The organism is Shinella pollutisoli (genome assembly GCF_024609765.1).
Classification (GTDB): Bacteria; Pseudomonadota; Alphaproteobacteria; order Rhizobiales; family Rhizobiaceae; genus Shinella; species Shinella pollutisoli.
On sequence record NZ_JANFDG010000026.1, the window covers coordinates 1 to 23404 of the forward strand.

The 23404-nt window shown below is 66.6% G+C and carries 26 protein-coding genes; 18 read left to right on the plus strand and 8 right to left on the minus strand.

The features are described 5' to 3' along the window. The 10 genes from NNZ72_RS19155 to serA all read left to right on the plus strand — a co-directional run. Nucleotides 1-1375: hypothetical protein (locus tag NNZ72_RS19155; protein WP_257317136.1), on the plus strand; the 1375-nt coding region annotated here is incomplete at its 5' end. Further along, the gene (locus tag NNZ72_RS19160; RefSeq protein WP_257317137.1) at nt 1375-2127 is read left to right on the plus strand and encodes a hypothetical protein; all 753 of its coding nucleotides are present in this window, start codon (nt 1375-1377) and stop codon (nt 2125-2127) included. The genes NNZ72_RS19155 and NNZ72_RS19160, both read left to right, overlap by 1 nt. Continuing rightward, nucleotides 2127-3047 carry a hypothetical protein gene (locus NNZ72_RS19165; protein ID WP_257317139.1) on the plus strand — a complete coding sequence of 307 codons (921 nt, stop codon included), beginning with the start codon at nt 2127-2129 and terminating at the stop codon, nt 3045-3047. The genes NNZ72_RS19160 and NNZ72_RS19165 overlap by 1 nt, the downstream gene beginning before the upstream one ends. Then, complete coding sequence (locus NNZ72_RS19170; protein WP_257317140.1) at nt 3047-3340, plus strand: hypothetical protein; 294 nt, start codon at nt 3047-3049, stop codon at nt 3338-3340. The genes NNZ72_RS19165 and NNZ72_RS19170 overlap by 1 nt, the downstream gene beginning before the upstream one ends. A 2-nt stretch (nt 3341-3342) precedes the next feature. Beyond that, nucleotides 3343-3678 carry a hypothetical protein gene (locus tag NNZ72_RS19175; RefSeq protein WP_257317142.1) on the plus strand — a complete coding sequence of 112 codons (336 nt, stop codon included), beginning with the start codon at nt 3343-3345 and terminating at the stop codon, nt 3676-3678. Nucleotides 3679-3805: 127 nt separating this feature from the next. Continuing rightward, the gene (locus NNZ72_RS19180; RefSeq protein WP_257317143.1) at nt 3806-4633 is read left to right on the plus strand and encodes a glycoside hydrolase family 19 protein; all 828 of its coding nucleotides are present in this window, start codon (nt 3806-3808) and stop codon (nt 4631-4633) included. 2 nt (nt 4634-4635) lie between these two features. After that, nucleotides 4636-4800, plus strand: coding sequence for a Pam3-gp28 family putative phage holin (locus tag NNZ72_RS19185; RefSeq protein WP_257317144.1), 165 nt, complete (start codon nt 4636-4638; stop codon nt 4798-4800). 69 nt (nt 4801-4869) lie between these two features. Then, nucleotides 4870-5112 (plus strand): hypothetical protein, encoded by a 243-nt coding sequence (locus tag NNZ72_RS19190; RefSeq protein ID WP_257317145.1) that lies wholly within the window; start codon nt 4870-4872, stop codon nt 5110-5112. Nucleotides 5113-5688: 576 nt separating this feature from the next. Continuing rightward, nucleotides 5689-6870, plus strand: coding sequence for a phosphoserine transaminase (locus tag NNZ72_RS19195; protein ID WP_257317146.1), 1182 nt, complete (start codon nt 5689-5691; stop codon nt 6868-6870). 78 nt (nt 6871-6948) lie between these two features. Continuing rightward, nucleotides 6949-8544: a phosphoglycerate dehydrogenase gene (gene serA / locus NNZ72_RS19200; RefSeq protein WP_257317147.1), complete on the plus strand. Its 1596-nt coding sequence runs from the start codon at nt 6949-6951 to the stop codon at nt 8542-8544. A gap of 118 nt (nt 8545-8662) precedes the next feature. On the opposite strand, the gene NNZ72_RS19205 is transcribed toward serA, so the two are convergent. Next, nucleotides 8663-9553, minus strand: coding sequence for a DMT family transporter (locus tag NNZ72_RS19205; protein ID WP_257317148.1), 891 nt, complete (start codon nt 9551-9553; stop codon nt 8663-8665). Nucleotides 9554-9750: 197 nt separating this feature from the next. Between NNZ72_RS19205 and NNZ72_RS19210 the strand changes: the two genes are divergently transcribed. Together NNZ72_RS19210 and NNZ72_RS19215 are read left to right on the plus strand one after the other, a co-directional pair. Beyond that, entirely contained in the window at nt 9751-11055 is a 1305-nt protein-coding gene (locus tag NNZ72_RS19210; RefSeq protein WP_257317149.1) for an adenylosuccinate synthase, read from the plus strand. Nucleotides 11056-11157: 102 nt separating this feature from the next. Further along, nucleotides 11158-13425, plus strand: coding sequence for a hypothetical protein (locus NNZ72_RS19215; protein WP_371747787.1), 2268 nt, complete (start codon nt 11158-11160; stop codon nt 13423-13425). A 61-nt stretch (nt 13426-13486) separates the two neighbouring features. On the opposite strand, the gene rpoH is transcribed toward NNZ72_RS19215, so the two are convergent. Next, complete coding sequence (gene rpoH, locus NNZ72_RS19220; RefSeq protein ID WP_257317151.1) at nt 13487-14392, minus strand: RNA polymerase sigma factor RpoH; 906 nt, start codon at nt 14390-14392, stop codon at nt 13487-13489. Nucleotides 14393-14629: 237 nt separating this feature from the next. Continuing rightward, nucleotides 14630-15670, minus strand: a complete 1041-nt coding sequence (locus NNZ72_RS19225) for an RluA family pseudouridine synthase (RefSeq protein WP_257317152.1) — start codon at nt 15668-15670, stop codon at nt 14630-14632. Nucleotides 15671-15705: 35 nt separating this feature from the next. Here NNZ72_RS19225 and NNZ72_RS19230 point away from each other — a divergent pair, with 35 nt between their 5' ends. Continuing rightward, nucleotides 15706-16092, plus strand: a complete 387-nt coding sequence (locus tag NNZ72_RS19230) for a hypothetical protein (protein WP_257317153.1) — start codon at nt 15706-15708, stop codon at nt 16090-16092. Between the two features lie 7 nt (nt 16093-16099). Next, nucleotides 16100-16930, plus strand: a complete 831-nt coding sequence (locus NNZ72_RS19235; protein ID WP_257317154.1) for a TrmH family RNA methyltransferase — start codon at nt 16100-16102, stop codon at nt 16928-16930. A gap of 10 nt (nt 16931-16940) precedes the next feature. On the opposite strand, the gene NNZ72_RS19240 is transcribed toward NNZ72_RS19235, so the two are convergent. Together NNZ72_RS19240 and NNZ72_RS19245 are read right to left on the minus strand one after the other, a co-directional pair. Then, entirely contained in the window at nt 16941-18044 is a 1104-nt protein-coding gene (locus NNZ72_RS19240; RefSeq protein ID WP_257317155.1) for a coiled-coil domain-containing protein, read from the minus strand. 146 nt (nt 18045-18190) lie between these two features. After that, on the minus strand, nt 18191-18775 hold the full coding sequence (locus NNZ72_RS19245) for a DUF1134 domain-containing protein (protein WP_257317157.1): 585 nt from the start codon (nt 18773-18775) through the stop codon (nt 18191-18193). A gap of 181 nt (nt 18776-18956) precedes the next feature. Here NNZ72_RS19245 and chpT point away from each other — a divergent pair, with 181 nt between their 5' ends. Further along, nucleotides 18957-19616 (plus strand): histidine phosphotransferase ChpT, encoded by a 660-nt coding sequence (chpT, locus tag NNZ72_RS19250; protein ID WP_257317159.1) that lies wholly within the window; start codon nt 18957-18959, stop codon nt 19614-19616. A 102-nt stretch (nt 19617-19718) separates the two neighbouring features. Further along, on the plus strand, nt 19719-20081 hold the full coding sequence (locus tag NNZ72_RS19255) for a response regulator (RefSeq protein ID WP_257317160.1): 363 nt from the start codon (nt 19719-19721) through the stop codon (nt 20079-20081). A 139-nt stretch (nt 20082-20220) separates the two neighbouring features. Here the strand turns inward: NNZ72_RS19255 and ctrA are convergent, their stop codons facing one another. Further along, entirely contained in the window at nt 20221-20919 is a 699-nt protein-coding gene (ctrA, locus tag NNZ72_RS19260) for a response regulator transcription factor CtrA (protein ID WP_203424414.1), read from the minus strand. A gap of 526 nt (nt 20920-21445) precedes the next feature. On the opposite strand from ctrA, the gene NNZ72_RS19265 reads away from it, so the two are divergent. Then, complete coding sequence (locus NNZ72_RS19265) at nt 21446-21796, plus strand: flagellar export protein FliJ (RefSeq protein ID WP_257317164.1); 351 nt, start codon at nt 21446-21448, stop codon at nt 21794-21796. Nucleotides 21797-21865: 69 nt separating this feature from the next. On the opposite strand, the gene NNZ72_RS19270 is transcribed toward NNZ72_RS19265, so the two are convergent. Continuing rightward, a complete protein-coding gene (locus tag NNZ72_RS19270) occupies nt 21866-22147 on the minus strand; it encodes a GNAT family N-acetyltransferase (protein ID WP_257317165.1) in 282 nt (93 codons plus the stop codon). Nucleotides 22148-22272: 125 nt separating this feature from the next. Between NNZ72_RS19270 and NNZ72_RS19275 the strand changes: the two genes are divergently transcribed. After that, complete coding sequence (locus NNZ72_RS19275; protein WP_257317166.1) at nt 22273-22716, plus strand: paraquat-inducible protein A; 444 nt, start codon at nt 22273-22275, stop codon at nt 22714-22716. 30 nt (nt 22717-22746) lie between these two features. Here the strand turns inward: NNZ72_RS19275 and sciP are convergent, their stop codons facing one another. Further along, on the minus strand, nt 22747-23022 hold the full coding sequence (gene sciP / locus NNZ72_RS19280) for a CtrA inhibitor SciP (RefSeq protein ID WP_023515011.1): 276 nt from the start codon (nt 23020-23022) through the stop codon (nt 22747-22749). Between the last annotated feature and the right edge of the window lie 382 nt (nt 23023-23404).

The following is a 23404-nucleotide window of genomic DNA, read 5'->3' on the forward strand; positions in this document are numbered from 1 at the left end:
GTTCCAGCGCTCGATCGTCGGCAGTGACGGCTTCTCCGGCTTCGTCCAGGGGCAGGGCGAGCTCGTCATCTCGAATGCGGACGGCGCTTACGATTTCCTGCCGCAGTTCTATGCGCTTGACGGACGGGACCAGCAGGTGCGCCTGGGGCGCGCCGACCTGCCGTTCCGGCAGTGGCATGTGATCTTTACCGGCACGGCGACGGATTCGCACATCGACGAGACGGACTTCCGGATCTCGCTGCAGGACTATGGCTACAAGCTCGACGTGCCGCTGCAGACGGCGACCTATGGCGGGGGAGGCGGCGTCGACGGCGGCGCCGACCTTGCGGGCAAGCGTAAGCCGCGGTGTTTCGGCTACGTCTCCAATGCAATGCCCGTGCTGGTGCGCGCGCAGGCGCAGCTCTATCAGGTCAATGACGGGCCGGTGCGAGCGGTCTCGGCCGTCTACGCCAACGGAGCTGCCCTTGGCCATGATGGGGACTATCCGTCAGCTTCGGCGTTGCTCGCCGCGACGATCACCGAGGGGCGCTATGCCACCTGCCTCGCCGAGGGACTGTTTCGCATCCGCTTCCTGCTCGATGGGCAGGTCATCACATGCGATGTCGAGGGGGACGCAAGCGGATCGGGCTTTGCCGCGACCGTCGGGCAGGTCGTACGCAGGATCCTGTCGCTTGCGACGGTCATCGCCGATCCGGACGGCCTCTACCTGCCGTCCTTCGCGGCCTTCGACGCTGCCTACGGGCGAGACTGCGGCTACTACGCCGACCAGGGTAGCAGCGCGACCGTCTCGGAGGTCCTTTCCCTGCTGGTTGGTTTCGGCGGCTATATAGGCTTCCGGCGGAACGGCAAGCTGCAGATCGCGCGTTTCGCGCGGCCTGTCGGGCCGCCGGCCATGCGCTTCGACGAGACGCATATCCGCGATATCCGCCGGGAGAAGCTGCCCTCGGGGCTTTCCCCGCCGCCGTGGCGCTGGCGTGTCGGCTACGGGCGCAACTGGACCGTCCAGGACAGCGACGTGGCCGGCTCGGTCTCCGCCGCGCGACGGGCCTTCCTGAAGGAGGAGATTCGCTTCGCGATTGCGGAGAGCAACGGCGTGAGGACGAACCATCCCTTCGCGCAGGAGCGCGAGGTGGGCGGCTATCTCCGCAACGAGGCCGACGCGCTTGCGGAGGCGCAGGCGCTGCTCGCCATGCATGCCACGTCCGCCTCGCTCTACCGCCTGTCGCTCGACGCGCAACCGTTCGGGCTGGAGATCGGCGACGACGTGTTCGTGGCGTTTCCTCGCTTCGACCTGGCCGCCGGCAGGCTGCTGACCGTCGTCGAGATCAACGAAAACGCCGCCGAGGATGCGGCCGAAATCGTGGGGTATGGCTGATGCCCGCCGCTGTCGTCTTCGAAAATCTGGCGGACGCCGCCTCGGTGCGCGCCTCGTCGAGCATCCTGCTTGCCCAGCCGACGCTGGTGCAGCAGGTCCATGTCGAGCGGCGTTGGCGCGCGCTCAACAATGTGGCCTGGCTCGTCCTCGACCTCGGCGCGGAGACCCCGATCGACACGGTCGCGGCGATGGGGCTGACGGCGACCGCGGCCCGCGTGCGCGTCTCAGTGGCCGATCCTTCGGGTGCGGCCGGCGAGCTCTTCGACAGCGGCCAGCTCACGGTGGATCAGGCCTATCTTGCGCTCGTCGTGCTGAGCGAGGCGCCGGTCTCCGGGCGGTATGTGCGGATCGACCTCTCCAACGAGGGAGCGCCCTATGTCGAGGCCGGACGGGTCTGCATCGGGCTCCGGTCGACCTTCGCCTACAATTTCGACTACGGCTGGAGCTACGGCTACGTCGATCCCTCGACGCGCTCGAAGACCCGCGGCGGGCAGACGCAGGTGACGCCGCGCCGGCCCTATCGGACGATCGACGTGACCTTCCCGCGCGTGACGGCGGCCGACCGATATTCTTTTGTCGAGACGATCGAGCGTGAGAATGCCCTGCAGCGGGACGTTCTCTTCACCACCGATCCTGAAAGCGACAATCTCGCGCGGGACACGATCTGGGGCCTGATGAGCGAAACGACAGCGATCGTCCAGCCCTTCATCGAGGATTTCACCAAGCAATACCGAATAGAGGAGCGGCGCTGATGGCGTTGAGATTTCCTGACATGGTGGCGGAGACCTCCGTCACCACCGGCACGAACGACATGGAGCTCGCCGGCGCCGTCGCCGGCTTCCGGGCGTATAGCGACGTATTGTCGGACGGCGACACGGTGCCCTATGCGATCTCCTACGGCGACGAATTCGAGACGGGGCTGGGTACCTGGAACGAGACGACGGGCCGCCTTGAGCGCACGACCGTGTTCCAGTCGAGCAACAACAACAACAAGGTGTCGTTTTCGTCCGGCACCAAGAAGGTGATCGTCGGCCCTCTCGGCAGGCACATCAATCCGGGCCTCGCCAGCAAGTCGGCCGACTACACGGTGGTTGCGGCCGACTTCGGCGCCGTCATCGCCGTCGACGCAAGCGGAGCGGCGCGCACCGTCACATTGCCGCCGGCCGCAACGGCTGGTGCAGGCTTCAGGATCGTCGTCAAGAAAACCGACGGCTCGTTCAACACCGTGACGATCGTTGCCGACGGTTCGGAAACCATCGATGGCGCGGCGACCTTTGTCCTGCGCCTGCCTAACCAGAGCGTCACTCTGATCTGCGACAGCACGAAATGGTATGTCCTCGATGAGGCCGGGACGGAGTATCGCGGCAGCAACGGCAACGGCTCCTACGTACGCTACGCCTCCGGCGTGCAGAAGTGCTGGGGGACGATCACATTCACCGGCGGAGATACGGCTACCGTGTCGGCCACGTGGAACTATCCGGCGCCGTTCTCGGCCGCGCCGTTCTCGACGTTCCGGTCAACCGCAGCGCCAGCCGCCGGCGCCCGTGAGCGTTCGTATTGGGGCAATGCGCCCGGAACGTCGAGCAGCTTGTTCGCCATGTCGATGAACGCAAACTTTCCGAGCGGCTTCTCCGAAACGGCCGTCTGCTCTGCAGAAGGGGTGTGGTTCTGATGATTATCTCTTTCTCCCCGGCCATCATGGACGGCGTTCTGGCGGTCACCAGGTCCGGCGACGCGCTGACCATCGATGGCGAGGCATACGATTTTTCCACGCTGCCCGATGGCGCGACGATCCCGGCCGGTGAGGTGCCGTCCGACTGGATCACCGGCCCGGTCGAGCGGATCGACGGCGATCTGCACCTCACGCTGCTGCTGCCTTGTCGCTACGACGCGCCGCACGAGAGGCTCTATCCGCAACCCATCGTCGATCCGGCCGACGGTCCGATCGTGTTCCCGGGAGATTGATCATGTGGACTGTTGATCCTGCAAAAATCATCACCGCCGAGGCCAAGGCCGCCGCTGCCACCGCGGCAACCCTGCACGCCTTTGAGGAGGCCATCCAGGCGCACGTCGACGCCACGGCGCGAGAGCGGACGTTTCGCGACGGCGTGACGCTCGCCTCCTATGTCGCCTCGACCAATCCGCAATGGGCGGCCGAGGCGCAGGCGTTCGTCGCCTGGCGGGACGGCATCTGGGCGTACGCCTACGGCGAACTCGCGAAGGTGCAGGACGGTATTCGCGAGCAGCCGGCCATCGAGGACTTCCTGACGGAGTTGCCGGCCATCGTGTGGCCGACGGCCTGAAACGAATGAGACCCGGGAGCGCCTCGTACGCTCGACCGGGTCCCCCTCACGGTCACTGGAGGGTGCTGTGACCGTGCCGGCGTAACGGCCGGACGGCATTTCTGTTCCAACACCAAAGGACATCACCATGAACCGCGCAGCATTTTATGCCAGCGTGCGCTCCCGCACGTCTGGGGTCTTCGGCACGTCTCTATCTGAGGGGCAGGTAGATGGCACCGAGGCCATCCTGAATGAAGCGGAGAGGAGAGGGACGTCGCTGAAGCAACTCGCCTACATCCTCGCCACGGCCTACCACGAGTCCGCCCACACCATGCAGGCGGTGCGGGAAACGCTGGCCAAGACCGATGACGGCGCGATCAACGCGCTGGATAAGGCGTGGAAGGCCGGGAAGCTCAAGTGGGTGAAGACGCCTTACTGGCGCAAGGACGCGGAGGGCAAGTCGTGGTTCGGCCGCGGTCTCGTCCAGATCACCCACAAGGCGAACTACCAGAAGCTGGGCCTCATCATCGGCGTTGATCTCGTCAAGGACCCGTCCAAGGCGCTCGACCTCGGGACGGCCGTCCAGATCCTGTTCGAGGGCATGGAGCTTGGCAGCTTCACGGGTAAGAGCCTTCGCGACTACATCGTGGACGGCCGCGCCGACTACGAGGGTGCCCGCCGCATCGTCAACGGCACGGATAAGGCCGCGCTGATCGCTGGTTACGCACGAGCCTTCGAGAAGGCGTTGACGGACGCCGGCTACAAGGCCGTGAAACCGGCTGCCCCCGGCGCTGAACCGACTTCAGCGCCGCCTACGCCCGTCACACAGGTCGCTCCAGCGCCGGCCATCCCCGCCGTGCAGCCCACACCAGAGCCGCCGGCCACCCCCGCCACCATCGAGCAAGGACCGGTTCCGTCCGGCAACTGGCTCTCCGCCTTCTTCATCAAGCTCGCCAACCTCCTGAAAGGAGCATGACCATGGGAAACTACGAGCAACTCATCCGCATCGCCCTCTACACCGTCGGCGGCTTTGTCCTCGGTGACGGGATCGCCAACAGCGCAGAGTACCAGGCGGCCGTGGGTGGCCTGATCCATGTCGTCACCTTCGCGTGGTGGCTCTACCGGAACCGCAGGGCGGCATGATCTCGCCTCACATCCTCTTCGCGGTGGCCTGGATCACGGCCGCCGCTTCCCTTCTCCTGTGAGGCCAGCATGAAAGACCAAGCAGAACCCGTACGCGCAATGGCCGAACTTCCCGAGGCGACAAGGGAGTTCTTGGCGCGCCTCCGGCCTGAGGATCTGCAAACCCTCGAAAACGGCCTGCGCCTCATCAACTCCGTCCTGACCGTGGGCAAGTTCGTCAAATGGCTGGTGGTTGGCATCCTCGGCCTGGTGGTCGGGGTCCAGATGTTCTGGGATTCCGTGGTCAAGCTATATGGATGGGTGAGAGGGTAGGGTCGATCTCGCCTCTGAGGAGAGGAGCCGCCGGCCGCCATCACCTCCGCCTAACAAGGTTGCTCGACATCGGCCCCTCAAATATCGGCGACACGATGCTGTGCCCGAGCCCTCCGCATTGGCTACACCGGAACTTCACGCCAATGGCTTTCCCCTCCGGCGGGAATTTCGTCAGATCTAGCTCGACACTGCGATTGCATGGCGTGCAATAGACTGTGACACGCATTCGCAGCGCTATCATCCCAGCCCAGGTGGAGTTCGACGTGTGCTTACGTTCTTCGGACATGCGGCTTCTCCAACACGAAGGCCGCACCCTTCGTTCTCTATGTGTTCACGTTCCCCTGTGGGGTAGATGATCCGGGTAAGAGGAAGAGTCAAGGGGTGAACGGCTAGAGAACAGCGCTGTGTCGCTGGTGTGTCGCCAACCGAATATCGTTCGCGCATCGTTCTGCATGAACTTGCAGAATCTCACAGCTATCTCATTTTCCCTATTGCCAGATTTCCGGCGCTTCCGTATATGCGGCGGCGGGACACCCTTCCCCAACGAAGGGCTTTCTATCTGGAAGGATAGCCATCATGACGAAGACCGTCACCCCGCCGGACGTGCGTCCGAACAATACCCGTTTCTCCTCAGGTCCCTGCTCGAAGCGTCCCGACTGGTCGCTCGATGCCCTTGCCGATGCCCCGCTCGGCCGCTCGCACCGCGCCAAGGTCGGCAAGGCGAAGCTGAAGCAGGCGATCGATCTCACCCGCGACATCCTCGAAGTGCCCGCCGACTACCGCATCGGCATCGTGCCCGCCTCCGATACCGGCGCGGTCGAGATGGCGCTGTGGTCGCTGCTCGGCCCCCGCGGCGTCGACATGGTCGCCTGGGAGAGCTTCGGTTCGGGCTGGGTCTCCGACGTCGTCAAGGAGCTGAAGCTTCCCGACGTGCGCAAGATCACCGCCGGCTACGGCGAGCTTCCGGACCTTTCCACGATCGATTTCGACCGTGACGTGGTCTTCACCTGGAACGGCACGACCTCCGGCGTGCGCGTGCCGAACGCCGATTTCATCCCCGCCGACCGCAAGGGCCTCACGATCTGCGACGCCACCTCGGCGGCGTTCGCGCAGGACCTCGATTTCGCCAAGCTCGACGTCGCCACCTTCTCCTGGCAGAAGGTTCTCGGCGGCGAGGGCGCGCACGGCATGATCATCCTCTCGCCCCGCGCCGTCGAGCGGCTGGAGAGCCACACGCCCGCCTGGCCGATGCCGAAGATCTTCCGCATGACCAAGGGCGGCAAGCTGATCGAGGGCATCTTCCAGGGCGAGACGATCAACACCCCGTCGATGCTCTGCGTCGAGGACTATATCGACGCGCTCCTCTGGGCAAAGCGGATCGGCGGCCTCAAGGCGCTGACGGCGCGGGCCGATGCGAACGCGAAGGTGATCTTCGATTTCGTCGAGAAGAACGACTGGATCGCCAACCTCGCACGGGATCCGGCGACGCGCTCCAACACCTCGGTGTGCCTCACCATCGCCGACAAGGACGTTCTCGCCCTCGACGCCGAGGCGCAGGCCGCCTTCGCCAAGGGCATGGTGGCGCTCTTGGAAAAGCAGGGCGTGGCCTATGACATCGGTGCCTACCGCGATGCACCGTCCGGCCTGCGCATCTGGGCCGGGGCGACCATCGACACCGCCGATCTCGAGGCGCTGATGCCCTGGCTCACCTGGGCCTTCGAGACGCAGAAGGCGTCCCTTTCCAAGGCTGCGGCCTGATCTTTCGCGACCGGCTTCGTCCCCGGGGCGAAGCCACCTTTGATCTCATCTTCCAGGACTTATTGAAGGAGGCCTATCGTGGCACCTCGCGTACTCGTATCCGACGAACTCTCGGAAACCGCCGTCCAGATTTTTCGCGATCGCGGCGTCGAAGTAGACTTCCAGCCGAAGCTCGGCAAGGACAAGGAAAAGCTCGCCGAGATCATCGGCAATTATGACGGCCTCGCCATCCGTTCCGCCACCAAGGTCACGGAGAAGCTGATCGCCGCGGCGAAGAACCTCAAGGTCGTCGGCCGCGCCGGCATCGGCGTCGACAATGTCGACATCCCGGCCGCCTCGCGCCGCGGCATCATCGTCATGAACACGCCCTTCGGCAACTCGATCACCACGGCGGAGCACGCCATCGCGCTGATGTTCGCCGTCGCCCGCCAGCTTCCCGCCGCAGACAGCTCCACCCAGGCCGGCAAGTGGGAGAAGTCGAAGTTCATGGGCGTCGAGATCACCGGCAAGACGCTCGGCGTCATCGGTGCCGGCAACATCGGCTCGATCGTCTGCGCGCGCGCCATCGGCTTGAAGATGCACGTCATCGCCTTCGATCCGTTCCTGTCGAAGGAGCGCGCCGAGGAGATGGGCATCACCAAGGTCGAGCTCGACGAACTGCTGGCGCAGGCCGATTTCATCACGCTGCACGTGCCGCTCACCGACAAGACGCGCAACATCCTGTCGGCCGAGGCGCTGGCGAAGACCAAGCCCGGTGTGCGCATCGTCAACTGCGCGCGCGGCGGCCTCGTCGACGAGAAGGCGCTCGCCGATGCCATCAGGTCGGGCCACGTCGCCGGCGCCGGCTTCGACGTGTTCGAGGTCGAGCCCGCCACCGACAGCCCGCTCTTCGGCCTGCCGAACGTCGTCTGCACGCCGCATCTCGGCGCATCCACCACGGAGGCGCAGGAGAACGTCGCGCTGCAGGTCGCCGAACAGATGTCGGACTATCTCGTCAAGGGCGCTGTCTCCAACGCCATCAACATGCCGTCGATCACGGCGGAGGAGGCGCCGATCCTGAGGCCCTTCATCCGGCTCGCCGACGTGCTCGGCGCCTTCGTCGGCCAGGTCACGGAGAGCGCGATCAAGGAGATCGAGATCCTCTACGACGGTGCGACCGCGGCGATGAACACCAAGGCGCTGACGAGCGCGGTGCTGGCAGGGCTCATCCGCCCGCAGGTGGCGGACGTCAACATGGTCTCGGCGCCGGTGATGATCAAGGAAAAGGGCATCATCCTCTCCGAGGTCAAGCGCGACAAGTCGGGCGTCTTCGACGGCTACATCCGCCTCACCGTGAAGACGGCGAACCAGACCCGCTCGGTCGCCGGCACCGTCTTCTCCGACGGCAAGCCGCGCTTCATCCAGATCAAGGGCATCAACCTCGACGCCGACGTCGGCAGCCACATGGTCTACATCACCAACACCGACGTGCCCGGCATGATCGGCTTCATCGGCACCATGCTCGGCGAGGCGAAGGTCAACATCGCCAACTTCCAGCTCGGCCGCGAGAAGGAAGGCGGCGACGCGATCGCGCTCCTCTATGTCGACGGCCCGGTGTCGGAAGAGGTGCTCGCCAGGCTGCGCGAGAACCCGGCGATCCGCCAGGTGAAGTCGCTGGTCTTCAACGTCGACTGAGCAACTCCCGGACAGGCGGGAGCCGGTATTCCGCGGGGAATTGCGGGAAACAAATACGCGTTCGTCCTCCCAAGACGGAAGATGCGAGGGCCCGTCCGGTCTGCCGGGCGGGCCTTCGTCATCGCGCCGTCTTCGGCCGCCCCCATTCCGCCACCGCGATGCCGCCGAGCACGAGGACGAGCGCGATGACGTGGAACATGTGGAGCGTCTCGCCGATCATCAGCACCGAGAGCAGCGTGCCGAAGACGGGGATCGCGTTGATGAAGAGGCCCGCGCGGTTGGCGCCGATCAGCTCGACGCCGCGCACATAGAAGATCTGCGAGATCAGAGACGGGAAGAGGCCCGCATAGAGCACGACGAGCCAGCCGGTCGCGTCGGGGTATATCACGTCGCCGCGGGCTATCTCCCAGGCGAGCAGCGGCAGGGCGCTGATGAGCGCGCCGAAGGCGGGCGCGGCGATGAAGCTCTGCCAGTGGATGGCCGGCTTCCAGCGCAGCGAGATCGTGTAGAGGGCGTAGACCACGGCGGCGACGAGCATCAACGCATCGCCGAAATTGAGCTCGAGGTTGCGCAATGCCGAGAAATCGCCATGAGAGGCGGTTAACAGCACGCCGACGAAGGTGATCGTGAAGCCCGCGACCTGCGCGAGCGAGGCCTGCACGCGGAAGAGCAAGAAGTTGAAGACGAAGATCAGCATCGGGATGCCGGCCTGCACGATGACGGAATTGATGGCGCTGGTGTAGTTGAGCGCCGAGTAGAGAAGCGCGTTGAAGCCGGTGAAGCCGGCCGCGCCGTAGAGGAAGAGCAGCAGCCAGTGGCGGCGGATCTCGGTCCAGTCACGCCGCACCTGCGGCATCATGAAGGCGAGGATCACGAGCAGTGCCGCGGCCCATCGCAGCGTCGTCAGCGCCAACGGGCTGATATGGCCGACGGCGATCTTGCCGGCGACGGCGTTCGCGCCCCAGAAGAGCATGGTGACGGTGAGATAGGCATAGGCTCTTCTGTTCACGGCGGATCATCCGGAGAAGGCAAGGTTGCGCAGGGCGCGCTGGCGGGCCGCGCCACATAGGCCCAAAAACGGCGGAATGTCATGCAAAAAGAAAAGATGGCTTGCCGGACGGAGTCGCTTTCCCGGGAGCAACACAGTATAGATGCGCGGGTTTGTGTCAGGCGCACGGCGATGTGCGCGAAAACGGGAAAGACGAAATGACGAATGTCGCGGTGATCGGATCGCAATGGGGTGACGAAGGCAAGGGCAAGATCGTCGACTGGCTGTCGGAGCGCGCGGACATCGTCGTGCGCTTCCAGGGCGGCCACAATGCCGGCCACACCCTGGTGATCGACGGCATCAGCTACAAGCTCTCGCTGCTGCCCTCCGGCGTCGTCCGCCCCGGCAAGATGGCGGTGATCGGCAACGGCGTCGTCGTCGATCCGCATGCGCTCATCGCCGAGATCGACAAGCTCGCCGGCCAGGGCGTCACCGTGACGCCGGAGAACCTGCGCATCGCCGACAACGCGACGCTGATCCTGTCGCTGCACCGCGAGCTCGACGGCATCCGCGAGGACGCGGCCGCCGCCACCAATTCCGGCATCAAGATCGGCACGACGCGCCGCGGCATCGGCCCGGCCTACGAGGACAAGGTCGGCCGCCGGGCGATCCGCGTCATGGACCTCGCCGACCTCGACACGCTGTCGGCCAAGGTCGAGCGGCTTCTCACCCATCACAACGCGCTGCGCCGCGGCCTCGGCGAGGCCGAAGTGGAGCACGAGGCGATCATGCAGGAGCTGACCTCGGTCGCCGACCGCATCCTGCCCTTCCGCGACACGGTCTGGCTGATGCTGGACAAGGAGCGCCGCCGCGGCGCGCGCATCCTGTTCGAGGGCGCGCAGGGCTCGCTGCTCGACATCGACCACGGCACCTATCCGTTCGTGACCTCCTCCAACACCGTGGCGGGCCAGGCGGCGGCGGGCTCCGGCATGGGGCCCGGGGCGGTCGGCTACGTGCTCGGCATCACCAAGGCCTATACGACGCGCGTCGGCGAGGGACCGTTCCCGACCGAGCTCACCGACGAGATCGGCCAGTTCCTCGGCGAGCGCGGCCGCGAGTTCGGCACCGTCACCGGGCGCAAGCGCCGTTGCGGCTGGTTCGACGCGGCGCTGGTGCGCCAGTCGGTGGCGACCAACGGCATCACCGGCATCGCGCTTACCAAGCTCGACGTGCTCGACGGGCTGGACGAGCTGAAGATCTGCGTCGGCTACCGGCTCGACGGCGAGCAGATCGACCACCTGCCGGCGAGCCAGGGCCAGCAGGCGCGCGTGGAGCCGGTCTACATCACGCTGGAAGGCTGGAAGGAATCGACGGTCGGCGCGCGAAGCTGGGCGGACCTGCCGGCGCAGGCGATCAAGTATGTCCGCCAGGTCGAGGAGCTGATCGGCGCGCCGGTGGCGCTTCTGTCGACCAGCCCGGAGCGGGACGACACCATACTTGTGACCGATCCCTTTGAAGACTAATCTCAAGCTCAACACCAGTTCCGTGCCCTATCCCAGCAGAAAGACGGCCGGACACGACGGAAAGTTCTGATGGCGGATTTTGTAGCAGTCATTCGGAGGGCCGTGGACGGCCTCTCGGACAACAATCCCGAGATGCGGTCGAAGGTCTACGAGAAAGCGCGCGGCGCGGTGCGCCGGCAGCTCGAGGCGATGAACCCGCGCCCTTCCGATGACCTCATCAAGCGCCAGCTCGACAAGCTGGAAGCGGCGATCGGCAGCGTCGAGAGCGAGCATGCCGAGGCCCTGCCCGCCGAGGAGGCGACGCCCGAGCCCGTCTTCGAGGCCGTGGAGCCGGAGCCCGCCGAGCCCGAACCCGTCGAGGCGCAGGCCGAGGAGCCGCAGCCCGTCGAGTCCGAGCCGGAACCGGTCGAACCCGAACCGGAGCCCGTCGCCGAGGAGCCGCAGGCCTGGGAAGAGCCCCGGTCCGTTCCGGAACCCGAGCCCTACGAGGAGCCGGTACGATACGAGGAGCCCCCGTCTTACGAGGAACCCGAGCCCTACGAAGAGCCCGCACGATACGAGGAGCCTGCGTCCCACGAGGAGCCTGCGCCCTATGAGGAACCCGTGCCGGTCGAGGCGGAGCATGCCGCGCCCGAGCCGGCCGCGGAGGAGAGCGCTGCGGAAGCCTATATCGAGCCGGAAGAGCCGGTAGCCCAGGCTTACGCCGAAGAGAGCCTTCCGCCGGAAGAGGCCGCTCCCGTCGAGGTCGAGGCGACCGCCGAGCCCGTCTGGCATGCGGAGCCCCAGCCGGCCGACGATTACGTTCCCTCCTGGCAGACTGACGAGGAGCCCGTCGCCGCCGCGCCGGAGCCGGAGGCCCAGGCCTCCGATCGCGACCATGCGGACGAGCCGGCCGCCGCCGAGGCGTCGGGGCCGGAGACGGACGAGCATCTCTACTGGCAGGACCCGGCGCCCGAGCCGCCGCCGGCGGAGGAACAGCCGCAGGAGGCCGCCGCGCGGCCCGTCGAGGATTTCAGCTGGGACTGGCCGGAGGAGAAGCCCGCGCCGACCGAGGCGCGGCAGGAAATGCCGTCCGCGGGCGCCAGCGAATGGGGTGATCTCGACGATCTCCTCGGCGCGCCGCAGAAGGCCGTGCCGGCGGATGAGCCGGCATCCGCCGCGGCGGATGCCGGCCTTGCGGAAGGCGCTGCCGCGGCCGCGGTGGCGGAAACGGCCGCCCGCGGGCCCCAGCGCTCCTTCCGGGCCGAGCCGCGCAAGTCGCGGCGCAACCTCGGCGCGGCCGTGGCGCTCGTCGCGCTGCTCGCCGTCGTCGGCGGGGCAGGGGCGGCCTACTGGTTCAACCGGGACAAGGTCGACGCGTGGGTCGGCGAGCTGGTGGCGTCGGCCACGGGACCGGCGACCACGACGACGGAGACGGCCGACACGACGCCCGCCGACGATGCGGGCGCCGACCGCAGCCTGCCTTCGGCCTCCGCCGACGGGCAGCAGCCGGCGGCCGGCGGCACCGAGGTCGCCGCCGTGGCGACCGGCCAGGACAGCAGCGGCAAGTTCACGCAGCGCCTGCTTGCCGACGGCACCGAGGTGGACGAGGGCCCGGCCCCGTCGCTCGACGCACAGGCGGCGGAAGGCAAGTCCGTCTCCCCGCAGAGCGACGAGACGGCGGCGCTCGCGACCGAGGAAACCCCGGCCGTGACCGACGGTGCCGCCGGCGGGACGGACGTCGCGCAGGACGGAGGCACCGGTGCGGCGTCCTCCGGCACGACTGACACGCAGGTGCCGGCGGCGGATGCCGGCCAGGCCGCCCTCGGCGTGGCGCAGAAGATGTTCCTCTACGAGGAGCGGCTCGGCCAGACCGGCCCGACGGCGATCGAGGGAACGGTGATGTGGTCGCAGGCCGAGGAATCGCCCGGCGCCGACGCGCGGGCGGAGCCGGTGGTGCGCGCGCAGATCAACGTGCCCGCGAGCGGGCTGACGGCGCTGATCACCTTCCGCCGCAACGCCGACCAGTCGCTGCCGGCGAGCCATATCATCGAGATCGTCTTCTCGCTGCCGGCCACCTTCGAGGGCGGCGGCATCGAGAGCGTGCAGCGCGTGGCGATGAAGCGGACCGAGCAGGACCGCGGCGACCAGCTCATCGCCGTGCCGGCGAAGATCACCGACGACTTCCACATGATCGCCCTCAACGACTTCCCGGAGGCGATCGCCAAGAACACCGAGCTCCTGCGCACCCGCGAGTGGATCGACATCCCGATCACCTATCGCAACGGCCGGCGCGCGCTGATCACGCTCGACAAGGGCGCAAGCGGCGCGGAAGCCTTCGACACCGTGATGAAGGCCTGGGGGACGCAAGGCTCGCCGAACAGCCAGTGACAAACGAAAAGGCCCGGCATCGCTGCCGGGCCTTTCTCTTTCCGTCTCTGTCTGTCCCGCTTCAGGCGTCTTCGATCACGCGCAGCGACTGCGCCTGCTCGAGGGCGTATTTCTGCACGGCTTCCTGCACCTTCTCGAAGGCGCGGACCTCGATCTGGCGGACGCGCTCGCGGCTGATGTCGAACTCGGAGGAGAGTTCCTCCAGCGTCACCGGATCCTCCGACAGGCGCCGGGCCTCGAAGATGCGGCGCTCGCGCTCGTTCAGCACGCCCATGGCGCGCGCCAGCATGGCGCGGCGCGTCTCGAGCTCGTCCTGCTCGATCAGCGTCTCCTCCTGGCTGTCGTGCTCGTCGACGAGCCAGTCCTGCCACTGGCCGGATTCGCCCTCGCTGGCGCGGATCGGCGCATTGAGCGAGGCGTCGCCGGAGAGCCGGCGGTTCATCGACACGACCTCGTCTTCGGAGACGTTGAGCTTGGTCGCGATCTCCTTGACCTGGTCGGGCCTGAGATCGCCGTCGTCGATCGCCTGGATCTTGCCCTTCATCCGGCGCAGGTTGAAGAACAGGCGCTTCTGGTTGGCGGTCGTGCCCATCTTCACGAGCGACCACGAGCGCAGGATATATTCCTGGATCGAGGCCTTGATCCACCACATCGCATAGGTCGCGAGGCGGAAGCCGCGTTCCGGATCGAATTTCTTGACGGCCTGCATCAGGCCGACATTGCCCTCGGAGACGACCTCGCCGATCGGCAGGCCGTAGCCGCGATAGCCCATGGCGATCTTCGCCACGAGCCGGAGGTGGCTGGTGACGAGCTTGTGGGCGGCGTTGCGGTCGCCGTGCTCCTGGTAGCGCTTGGCCAGCATGTATTCTTCCTGCGGCTCAAGCATCGGAAATTTGCGGATCTCGTCGAGATAGCGGTTGAGACCGCCTTCGCCGGCCGTGATCGACGGCAATGTGTTTCGGGCCATTCAGCACCCCTTTCTGAGACGGCTTCCATTCCGGCAAGCCTTGGCCGGGAGCCTGATCCAGAGCGGACCCCGTGTGCAACCATGCTCCCCGTGGGTCGTTGCGACCCCACCGAGCTTACAGATAGGTATGGCGAAACAATGATTCAAGGTTCGCGGGCTTCACGATGCGCGTGAGAGCGGGCGAGGCAGACGGTCCTGCGGCGATGTCCCCATAATCTGGGGATCGGCCGGCGCAAATCAAGGGTCGGCGGTTTCCATCGCCCGCAGCGCCTCGATCAGCCGGGCCATATCCTTCGGCGGCGGCGTCTCGAAATGCAGGGTCTCGCCGGTCGAAGGGTGCTCGAACTGCAGCAGGAAGGCATGCAGCGCCTGGCGGCGGAAGCCGTTCACCACGGCGCGGGCGGCCTCCGGCAGGCGGTTCGCCTTGGTGCGGAAGGCGGCACCATATTCCGGGTCGCCGATCAGCGGATGGCCGATATGGGCCATGTGCACGCGGATCTGGTGCGTGCGGCCCGTCTCCAGGCGGCATTCGACCAGCGCGGCGAGCGCGGTGCCGTCCGAAGCCTCGCCGTAGCGCTCCACCACCTCGTAATGGGTGATTGCCTCGCGGGCGTCCTCGGCGTCCTCGTGCTTGACGGCGCGCCGGACGCGGTCGGCGGAGCGGCCGAGCGGTGCGTCGATGACCCCGCGCAGCTGCCGCGGCCTGCCCCAGACGACGGCCTGATAGGCGCGCTCCAGCGGCCCGGTGCGGCCGTGGTCGGCGAACTGCTCGGAGAGGTGGCGGTGCGCCGCGTCGTTCTTGGCGACGACCATGACGCCGCTCGTCTCCTTGTCGAGGCGGTGGACGATGCCCGGCCGGCGCACGCCGCCGATGCCGGAGAGGCTCGCGCCGCAATGGTGGATCAGCGCGTTGACGAGCGTGCCCGTCCAGTTGCCGGCGGCGGGATGGACGACCATGCCGGCCGGCTTCACCAGCACGATCAGGTCGTCGTCCTCGTGGAGCACGTCGAGGGGGATCGCCTCGCCGCGCGGCTCGGGATCGCGCGGCGCGGGCATGGTGAACTCGACGACGTCGCCCGGACGCACCTTGCGCTTCGGCTCGCTCATCGGCTCGCCGTTGACGAGTGCCGCCCCTTCCTCGATCAGCGTCTTGATGCGGCTTCGCGAATGATCGCCGGCGAGCGTCGCGGCGAGCCAGGCGTCGATGCGGCCGCTGGCGTCCTGCGGCACCGTCAGGACTTTCCTTGTCGCCTCGGCTTCTTTAAAGGGGTCGTTCATCGTTCGATCAAACCTGGTTTGCGGAAGGGCGCTTCATGACCAACGTCGACAACGAAGATCAGGAAGACAAGCCGCTCGATCCGGTGATGGAGAATGTCCGCCGCAAGCTGATGCGTCTCCAGCTCGTCTCCGGCGGCCTCATGCTGCTCATGTTCATGGCGGTGCTCGCGGCCATTGTCTACAAGGTCACGACGCGGGATGGCAAGCCGGTCGCCGACGCCGGCAGCACGCTCACTATCCCGAGCGACGCGCCGCTCACCGCGACGGCGACGCTGCCGGCGGGCTTCGCCGTCTCCGCCGTCTCGCAGGACGGCGGGCGCATCCTCTTCTACGGCGTGATGCCCGACGGCGGCCGCAAGGCGCTGCTCTTCGACATCGCCGCCGGCCGCATCGTCGCCGACGTCGACGTCAGGGGCGACTGAACCCGCCATGGCGGCGCTCGCGATCCGTATCGACGATCCGTCGGACCCGCGCATCGCCGGCTTCGTCGCGATCCGCGAGCGCGACCTGACGGGCCGCGAGGGCCGCTTCGTCGCCGAGGGCACCGTGGTCCTCCGGGTGCTCGCGCAGGCCGGGGCCGGGGGGCGGGGCTTCGAGGCGGAGGCGATCCTGCTCCTCGAAAACCGCGTGGCGGGGGTTGCGGACATCCTTGCCGGCTTCCCCGCAGACGTGCCGGTCTACGTCGCCTCGGCCGCCGTCTTCGATGCCATCGCCGGCTTTCACATGCATCGCGGCGTGCTGGCCCTCGGTCGCAAGCCGGAGGGGGTGACGGCCGCCGACCGGGTCGCGGCCTTGCCTTCGGAAAGCCTCGTGCTCGTCGGCTGCGGCCTGTCGAACCACGACAATGCCGGGGCGATCTTCCGCAATGCCGCCGCCTTCGGCGCGGATGCGGTGTTCCTCGACGAGACCTCCTGCGATCCGCTCTACCGCAAGGCGATCCGTGTGTCGGTCGGCTCGGTGCTGATGGTGCCCTTCTCGCGCGGCCTCCCGGCGGAGGAACTGCTGGCGACGCTCGCCGGTGCGGGCTTCGAGATCTGGGGCCTGTCGCCGCGCGGGGAGGTCCCCGTCGGCGCCATTCCGGCGGCGCGGCGCATCGCGCTCGTCGTCGGCGCGGAAGGCGAGGGGCTGCCGCAGGCGATCCTGTCCTCCTTCCGTACCGCGCGCATCCCGCAGAGGCCGGGGCTCGACAGCCTCAACGTCGCGACGGCGAGCGGCATCGCGCTCTACCAGATCGCCCTTGCCATGGGCCGGATAGACTGAGCGGTGCCCGTCAGGCCTCGTCGCCGAGCCGCTCGCGCGCGCGGCCGGCGAGGCTCTTGCCGTCGCCCTCGAGCGCCGGGTCGATGGAGCCGATCAGCGTGCGCACCGGCGAGGACGGCCCTTCGCGCGTGGCGGTGAGCACGATCATCTTGGTGGCGATGTCGGCCATCTCCTCGCGCAGCGCCGCGTCGTTGCTGCCGTCCGCCGCGGAAAGCAGCCGCTCGGAGAGCGCCGTCGCCTGGTTGCGCACGTCCTCCTCGAGGGCGTTCACCTCCACGAGCGGCGGCGCCTTGACGGCGTTGCGGCTCGTGCGGGCGGTCTTCGCCGGTGTCTTGCCGTCCCCCGTCAGCGCCTTCACCTTGTCGCGCAGGCGAGCGATCTCGGCGGTCCGCCGCTCGATCACGCTGTCCCTGTCGGCATTGCCCGCGACGGCGCGGGACAGGCGGCCTTCGAGCCGGCGCACGCGCTCCTCCTCGTTCGACAGCCGGATCTCCAGCGCCTTCGCCTGCTCGGCGGCGGCCTTCAGCTCCTCGCGCAGGCGGTCGCGCTCGTCGCGGAGGCCAGCGAGCCGGCTCTTCAGGTTCTCCTCGGTCGTGTCGTGGGTGGCGAGATCGATGCGCATGTTGTCGATGTCGGCGACGAGATGGTTCGCCTGGCCGGTCAGCCGCTCGATCTCGAGCAGGCTGTTGCGGTTCTCACGGTCGGCGGCATTGAGGGCGGTCTTGAGCTGGACGATGGTGAGCTCCGCCCGGCGCAGCGCCGAGCGCATGTCGGCGGCCTCGATGTTCATGTCGGCGATCTGGGCGTGCAATTCGGCGTTCTCGGTGCCGATCGCTGCGGCCTGGGCGAGAAGCTTCTCGTTGCGCACCCGCTCGAGCGTGTGCTTCTCGCGCTCGCGCGCCACGCTCTGGGCAAGGCGCGCGTTCTCGGCGGCGAAGGCGGCACGCGCCATGTCCTTCTGCGCACGCACCTCCTGGGGGCTCAGCGGCATGGTCGCGAGAAGGCGGCTTTCCGTGAAGCGGACGATGCGCTTGTGCACGGCCGGCGCGACCATCAGGCCGGCGAGCGTGGCGGCGAGGAAGCCGAGCGCGAAGAGGAGGGCGTACTCGATCACGGTCAATTCGTTCCAAAACGGTCCGCGGACGCCCGCACTATAGCGGCCCCGCCGCGATTGCACAGGGGGCGTGCCCGCGTTTTCAACTCTCGGTTAACCGGACGGGCGAGGGCGGCCTTTCATTCGCCCGCCGATGCGAAACGCGCTCAGAAGGGATTCCAGGTGGGCTGCTGCGTGAGCTTCAGGTAGCCGGCATTGATGCCGAGGCGGGCGCCGACGCCGGTGCGGATCGGCACCAGCACGAGGTCGTCCTTCACCAGCACCGTCATGCCGACGCCGGCGACGACGTAGGCCGAGCCCGAGACGCCGGCGAAGCGGTCGTAGAGGCTGTTCACGTCGGGAAGATTGTAGACGAGCATCATCGCGCGGCTGCCCTGCCCGCCCCAGTCGAGGCCGAGGGAGGGGCCCTGCCAGAAGACCTGGTGCTGGCCTGCGTTCTTGGTGTTCAGCGTGCCCTCGCCGTAGGTGAGGCCGGCGACGAAGGCGCCGGAGCCCTCCTGGCCGAGGATGTAGCCGTTCGGCAGGCCGTAAGATTCGAAGGCGCGCTCGACGACCTTGGCAAGCCCCCCCGAGGTGGAGCCGAAGAAGCCGTGGCCGGCGTCGACGATCTCCTGCATCGAGTACTGGTTGCCGCCGGAGGATTGCGCGGAAGCCGGAAGGGCCGCTGCCGCGATCAGGGCAAGGGCCGCCACGAGCCGGGCGGCCGCCGTGAACAGTTTCGAAACACCCATGTCCCGTTCGCCTTCCTTCTGTTCCGGACGCGGTTCCATGCAGCAATTTGACCTCAGGGTCTTAACAATCGGTTTACCAAATGTGGTGTCATTATGGCTGTCTTCAATTCGGGCACGCCGCGGATTCGCGCGGCGTGCTATGCGTCGCGCCGGTTGGTCGCGCGGCCTTGGGAGAAACCTTATGGCGAAGAATCCGAACCTCACGTTGACCGGTCCCGATCTGGCGGCGCTCCTGTGCAGCCGGGTCTGCCACGACATCATCTCGCCGGTGGGCGCCATCAACAACGGCCTCGAACTGCTCGACGAGGGCGGCGCGGACGCCGAGGCGATGGACCTGATCCGCACCAGCGCGCTGAACGCCTCCGTCCGCCTCAAGTTCGCCCGGCTCGCCTTCGGCGCCTCCGGCTCGGTCGGCGCGTCGATCGACACCGGCGAGGCGGAGAAGGCGGCACGCGATTTCGCAGCCGCCGAGAAGAAGACGGAGATCACCTGGACCGGCCCGCGCGCCATCGTCGCCAAGAACCGGGTGAAGCTGCTGCTCAACCTGTTCCTCGTCGCCTACGGCGCCATCCCGCGCGGCGGCTCGATCGACGTGACGCTGGAGAACCCTGAATTCGACGCGACCTTCCGCCTCGTCGCCAAGGGGCGCATGCTGCGCGTGCCGCCGAAGTTCACCGAGATCCTCTCCAGCACGCCGGAGGAGGCGGTCGACGCCCATTCGATCCAGCCCTACTACACCGTGCTGCTGGCCGAGGAGGCGGGCATGGCGCTCGACGTCGAGACGGGCCCGGAGGAGATCGTCTTCTCGGCCCGCTCCGTCGCGACCGGGGACGCGGCGTAACGGAGCGTTAGGCATGTCCGCTAACGGTTTGTTTTCCAGACGTCGGTAGAGTCGCCTGTCATATCGTTCCCGTCCTGCGTGCGGGAGACCTAGGAGCAGACAATGCAGCGACTGATGATAGCCGATGGTTCCGATGTCGTCCGCAAGGTCGGCAAGCGCATCCTCTCGGGCCTCGACTTCCTCGTGCTGGAAGCCTCCAGCGCGCTCGAGGCCCTGGCCCGCTGCGAAGCCGAGCTGCCGAACATCCTCATCGTCGACGCGACGATGGACGGCGCGCTCGAGCTCATCTCCAACGTCCGGGCCATGCCGCAGGGCAAGTCGGTGCGCATCTACTACTGCGTGGTCGAGGCGGACCTCAGGAAGATGATGATGGGCAAGCGCGCCGGCGCCGACGACTTCCTGCTGAAGCCCTTCGACCGCAAGATCCTGACCCAGGTGTTCGGCAGCCTCTCGGCCGCTGCCTGAACGCCGGACATCCCTAAACCCGACGCGGCCCGCTTCCCGACCGAAGCGGGCCGCGTTTTCGTTTGCGGGGCGATATCCCGGCAAAACGAAACCCGCCGTCGCCGGCGGGTTCGCGATTGCATGGGGCGGGGAAGGGAGATCAGGCGCTTTCGAGATAATCGCCGTCGGGCTCGCGCAGCACATAGCCGCGGCCCCAGACCGTCTCGATGTAGTTCGCGCCGCCGGCGGCGTTGGCGAGCTTCTTGCGCAGCTTGCAGATGAAGACGTCGATGATCTTCAGCTCCGGCTCGTCCATGCCGCCGTAGAGGTGGTTGAGGAACATTTCCTTGGTGAGCGTGGTGCCCTTGCGCAGCGAGAGCAGCTCGAGCATCTGGTATTCCTTGCCGGTCAGATGCACGCGCTGGCCGCCCACTTCGACGGTCTTGGCGTCGAGGTTGACGATGAGCTCGCCGGTGGCGATGACCGACTGGGCATGGCCCTTGGAGCGGCGCACGATCGCATGGATGCGGGCGACCAGCTCGTCCTTGTGGAAGGGCTTGGTCATGTAGTCGTCGGCGCCGAAGCCGAGGCCGCGCACCTTGTCCTCGATGCCGGCCATGCCGGAGAGGATGAGGATCGGCGTCTTGACCTTGGACAGGCGCAGCGTCCGCAGCACCTCGTACCCGGACATGTCGGGCAGGTTCAGGTCCAGCAGGATGATGTCGTAGTCGTACAGCTTGCCGAGATCGACACCTTCCTCGCCGAGGTCGGTCGTGTACACGTTGAAACTTTCGGACTTGAGCATCAGCTCGATGCTCTGCGCCGTCGCGCTGTCATCCTCGATGAGTAGAACCCGCATATCTGTCCCCTTTTCCGCCGCTAAAGGTCCCTGGCCCCCTACGCGATACGGATCCAGTCGTTGCCTGATTTGGAGGCTGCCACGGAATGGTTAACAAATTCTGATTCCCTCTGGCAAGGTGTATCGGAATGTTAAATATTTTAGGCAGACTCCTGATTTCATACATGAATTGGAAACGGAATTCTTAATCTTATAGATTAGGAAACGCCGCTAACCGACTCTTTCGACTCATCAATGGGAGCACCTGTTTTTTCGTGCCGACCATTTACCGAGCCTTAAATCATCGCACCTATGATTAACGATGCCCGTAAACGAAAGGTTACCAGCGGTAGGGTTTTATTAATATCGCTAGATTTTTTGCGGTCCGGCCCGGAGGGGAACGGTCCGCGGGCGAAAATGCCGGCCATCGGCGATGCGGCAACAGGCCGCGCGGCGAGGGCCGTTCGAATGCGGGGCATGCGGTTGCCGTCCATCGGGCGTCGCCTGCCCGAATGCCGGGGTCTCGCTATCCACGGGAGTATTGCGTATGAAGTCGCGTGAGAGCCTAGTCCGCCTGAAGGAATTTCAGGTCAAAGAAAAAAGACGGCAACTGGCCCAGCTCCAGCTCATGATGTCCGAGTTCGAACGGATGTCGAAGGAACTGGAAAGCCAGATCGCCGTCGAGGAGAAGAAATCGGGGATCACCGATCCGAACCACTTCGCCTATCCAACGTTCGCCAAGGCCGCGCGCCAGCGCTCGGACAACCTTCAGGTCTCGATCCGCGAGCTGAAGGTCCAGCAGGATGCCGCGGAGCTGGCGCTGGAGGAGGCGGAAGCCGAATACAGCAAGGCCGCCGCCCTCGAGGAGCGCGACAACGCGGTGCGGATGCGCGCCTGAGCGTACGGGTTTCATGAGGCGAGGAGCCTCGCGGGCGATGGCTGACCGCCCGCGAGGGTTCCTTGCGTTCTAAAGATCGACGATGTCCTGCCAGTCCTTGTGGCGCATCGCCTGGGCGCGGAAGAAGGGGCAGAGCGGCATGATCTTCCAGCCGCCCGCCCGCGCCGCCTCGACCGCATGGGCCGCGAGCGCCTGGCCGACGCCCTTGCCGCGTAGCGCGTCCGGCACGCCGGTATGGTCGACGATGACGAGCTTCGGCGAGGTGCGCGAATAGGTGATCTCCGCCTCGTGCCCGTCGACGATCGCGTAGTAGCGCCCCTTGGCGCCGTTGTCTTCCGTCAGGATGTCCATTGCCGTTTCCGTGGCTTCGTTGCGATCCGGCCATCCTTCCGCTTTCGCGGCGCCGGCGCAAGGCGCAACATGCGCGGGCGGCGGCGGGATGCTATGGAGGAGCGAATCGAAACTCCGGCGCGCCCATGGTCCTGATCGTTCCCGTCCTCCTCGTGCTTTCGGCCTTCTGCCTGGCGCTCGGCCTCGTGCTGCCGCTCGTCCGCTTCGAGAAGCTCTACGTCTTCAAGGAAACGCCCTCGCTCATCGACCTGATGCTGTCGCTCTGGACCGGCGGCAACGCGGGGCTTGCCGCACTCGTCGCGCTGTTTTCCATCGTCTTTCCGGCGGTGAAGCTGGTGGGGATCGCCGTGGAGGCGACCGCGAGGGACGGGGAGGGCGCGCTTCTGCGCCGCCTGCTGCCGCTCCTGTCGAAATGGTCGATGATGGACGTGATGCTGGTGGCGCTCGTCATCGTCGCGGCGAAGACGAGCGGCATGGCGACGGCCTTCACGCAGCCGGGCCTGTGGTTCTACGCGGCGTCCGCGATCCTCGCCGGGCTCCTGCAAATGCGACTGCGGCCGCGCGGGTAGCGCGGCCGCAGGAGCAGGATAACGAAGCTGTCAGTGGCGGTACTGCTGGATGCGCGTGGTGCGCAGGCCGGCAAGGCCGTGGTCGTTGATGGAGGACTGCCAGGAGAGGAATTCCTCGACCGTCAGCGTGTAGCGCTCGCAGGCCTCCTCCAGGCTGAGCAGACCGCCGCGCACGGCGGCGACGACTTCCGCCTTCCGTCTGATCACCCAGCGCCGCGTGTTGGCGGGCGGCAGGTCGGCGATCGTCAGGGGGCTGCCATCGGGGCCGATGACGTATTTCACGCGGGGTCGTATCAGGTCGGTCATTGGACTCTCTACATAAACTCAAGACCATATGCCGGCACTCTAGCCCGCCACATTTAAGATTTGCCTAAGCCCGGCGTAACAATTTTCTAATCATTTGAGCAGCTTCGCTCCCCGCGGCCCGGCGCGCCAAGCCCCGGCTTTCCCGCGTTCCGGCGCATTATTGACGGCGCGCAGAAATAAACGGTTCCAATTTTAGTCGAACTCTGATAGGAGCAGCGCAAAATCGGAGGCCGGCATCGGTTCGATGCCACCGGAAGCCTCCAGGACGCATCCACAAGTTCGTGCCCGATACGCCGTTTTCCAAAAGAGGGGAATGGCGTAGGCGGTGTTTTTGACGTTGTCGATTCCGTACGGGTGCTCCTGAAATTTTCCGGACCGGGAA

Excerpts from the sequence above, each read along its gene's own strand:
- NNZ72_RS19170 (WP_257317140.1), top strand. The coding sequence starts at position 3,047 with ATGATTATCTCTTTCTCCCCGGCCATCATGGACGGCGTTCTGGCGGTC.
- NNZ72_RS19195 (WP_257317146.1), top strand. The coding sequence starts at position 5,689 with ATGACGAAGACCGTCACCCCGCCGGACGTGCGTCCGAACAATACCCGT.
- NNZ72_RS19165 (WP_257317139.1), top strand. The coding sequence starts at position 2,127 with ATGGCGTTGAGATTTCCTGACATGGTGGCGGAGACCTCCGTCACCACC.
- NNZ72_RS19210 (WP_257317149.1), top strand. The coding sequence starts at position 9,751 with ATGACGAATGTCGCGGTGATCGGATCGCAATGGGGTGACGAAGGCAAG.
- rpoH (WP_257317151.1), bottom strand. The coding sequence starts at position 14,392 with ATGGCCCGAAACACATTGCCGTCGATCACGGCCGGCGAAGGCGGTCTC.
- NNZ72_RS19230 (WP_257317153.1), top strand. The coding sequence starts at position 15,706 with ATGACCAACGTCGACAACGAAGATCAGGAAGACAAGCCGCTCGATCCG.
- NNZ72_RS19160 (WP_257317137.1), top strand. The coding sequence starts at position 1,375 with ATGCCCGCCGCTGTCGTCTTCGAAAATCTGGCGGACGCCGCCTCGGTG.
- NNZ72_RS19255 (WP_257317160.1), top strand. The coding sequence starts at position 19,719 with ATGCAGCGACTGATGATAGCCGATGGTTCCGATGTCGTCCGCAAGGTC.
- NNZ72_RS19185 (WP_257317144.1), top strand. The coding sequence starts at position 4,636 with ATGGGAAACTACGAGCAACTCATCCGCATCGCCCTCTACACCGTCGGC.
- NNZ72_RS19265 (WP_257317164.1), top strand. The coding sequence starts at position 21,446 with ATGAAGTCGCGTGAGAGCCTAGTCCGCCTGAAGGAATTTCAGGTCAAA.
- chpT (WP_257317159.1), top strand. The coding sequence starts at position 18,957 with ATGGCGAAGAATCCGAACCTCACGTTGACCGGTCCCGATCTGGCGGCG.
- NNZ72_RS19175 (WP_257317142.1), top strand. The coding sequence starts at position 3,343 with ATGTGGACTGTTGATCCTGCAAAAATCATCACCGCCGAGGCCAAGGCC.
- NNZ72_RS19245 (WP_257317157.1), bottom strand. The coding sequence starts at position 18,775 with ATGGGTGTTTCGAAACTGTTCACGGCGGCCGCCCGGCTCGTGGCGGCC.
- NNZ72_RS19190 (WP_257317145.1), top strand. The coding sequence starts at position 4,870 with ATGAAAGACCAAGCAGAACCCGTACGCGCAATGGCCGAACTTCCCGAG.
- NNZ72_RS19235 (WP_257317154.1), top strand. The coding sequence starts at position 16,100 with ATGGCGGCGCTCGCGATCCGTATCGACGATCCGTCGGACCCGCGCATC.
- NNZ72_RS19180 (WP_257317143.1), top strand. The coding sequence starts at position 3,806 with ATGAACCGCGCAGCATTTTATGCCAGCGTGCGCTCCCGCACGTCTGGG.
- NNZ72_RS19275 (WP_257317166.1), top strand. The coding sequence starts at position 22,273 with ATGGTCCTGATCGTTCCCGTCCTCCTCGTGCTTTCGGCCTTCTGCCTG.
- NNZ72_RS19225 (WP_257317152.1), bottom strand. The coding sequence starts at position 15,670 with ATGAACGACCCCTTTAAAGAAGCCGAGGCGACAAGGAAAGTCCTGACG.
- ctrA (WP_203424414.1), bottom strand. The coding sequence starts at position 20,919 with ATGCGGGTTCTACTCATCGAGGATGACAGCGCGACGGCGCAGAGCATC.
- sciP (WP_023515011.1), bottom strand. The coding sequence starts at position 23,022 with ATGACCGACCTGATACGACCCCGCGTGAAATACGTCATCGGCCCCGAT.
- NNZ72_RS19270 (WP_257317165.1), bottom strand. The coding sequence starts at position 22,147 with ATGGACATCCTGACGGAAGACAACGGCGCCAAGGGGCGCTACTACGCG.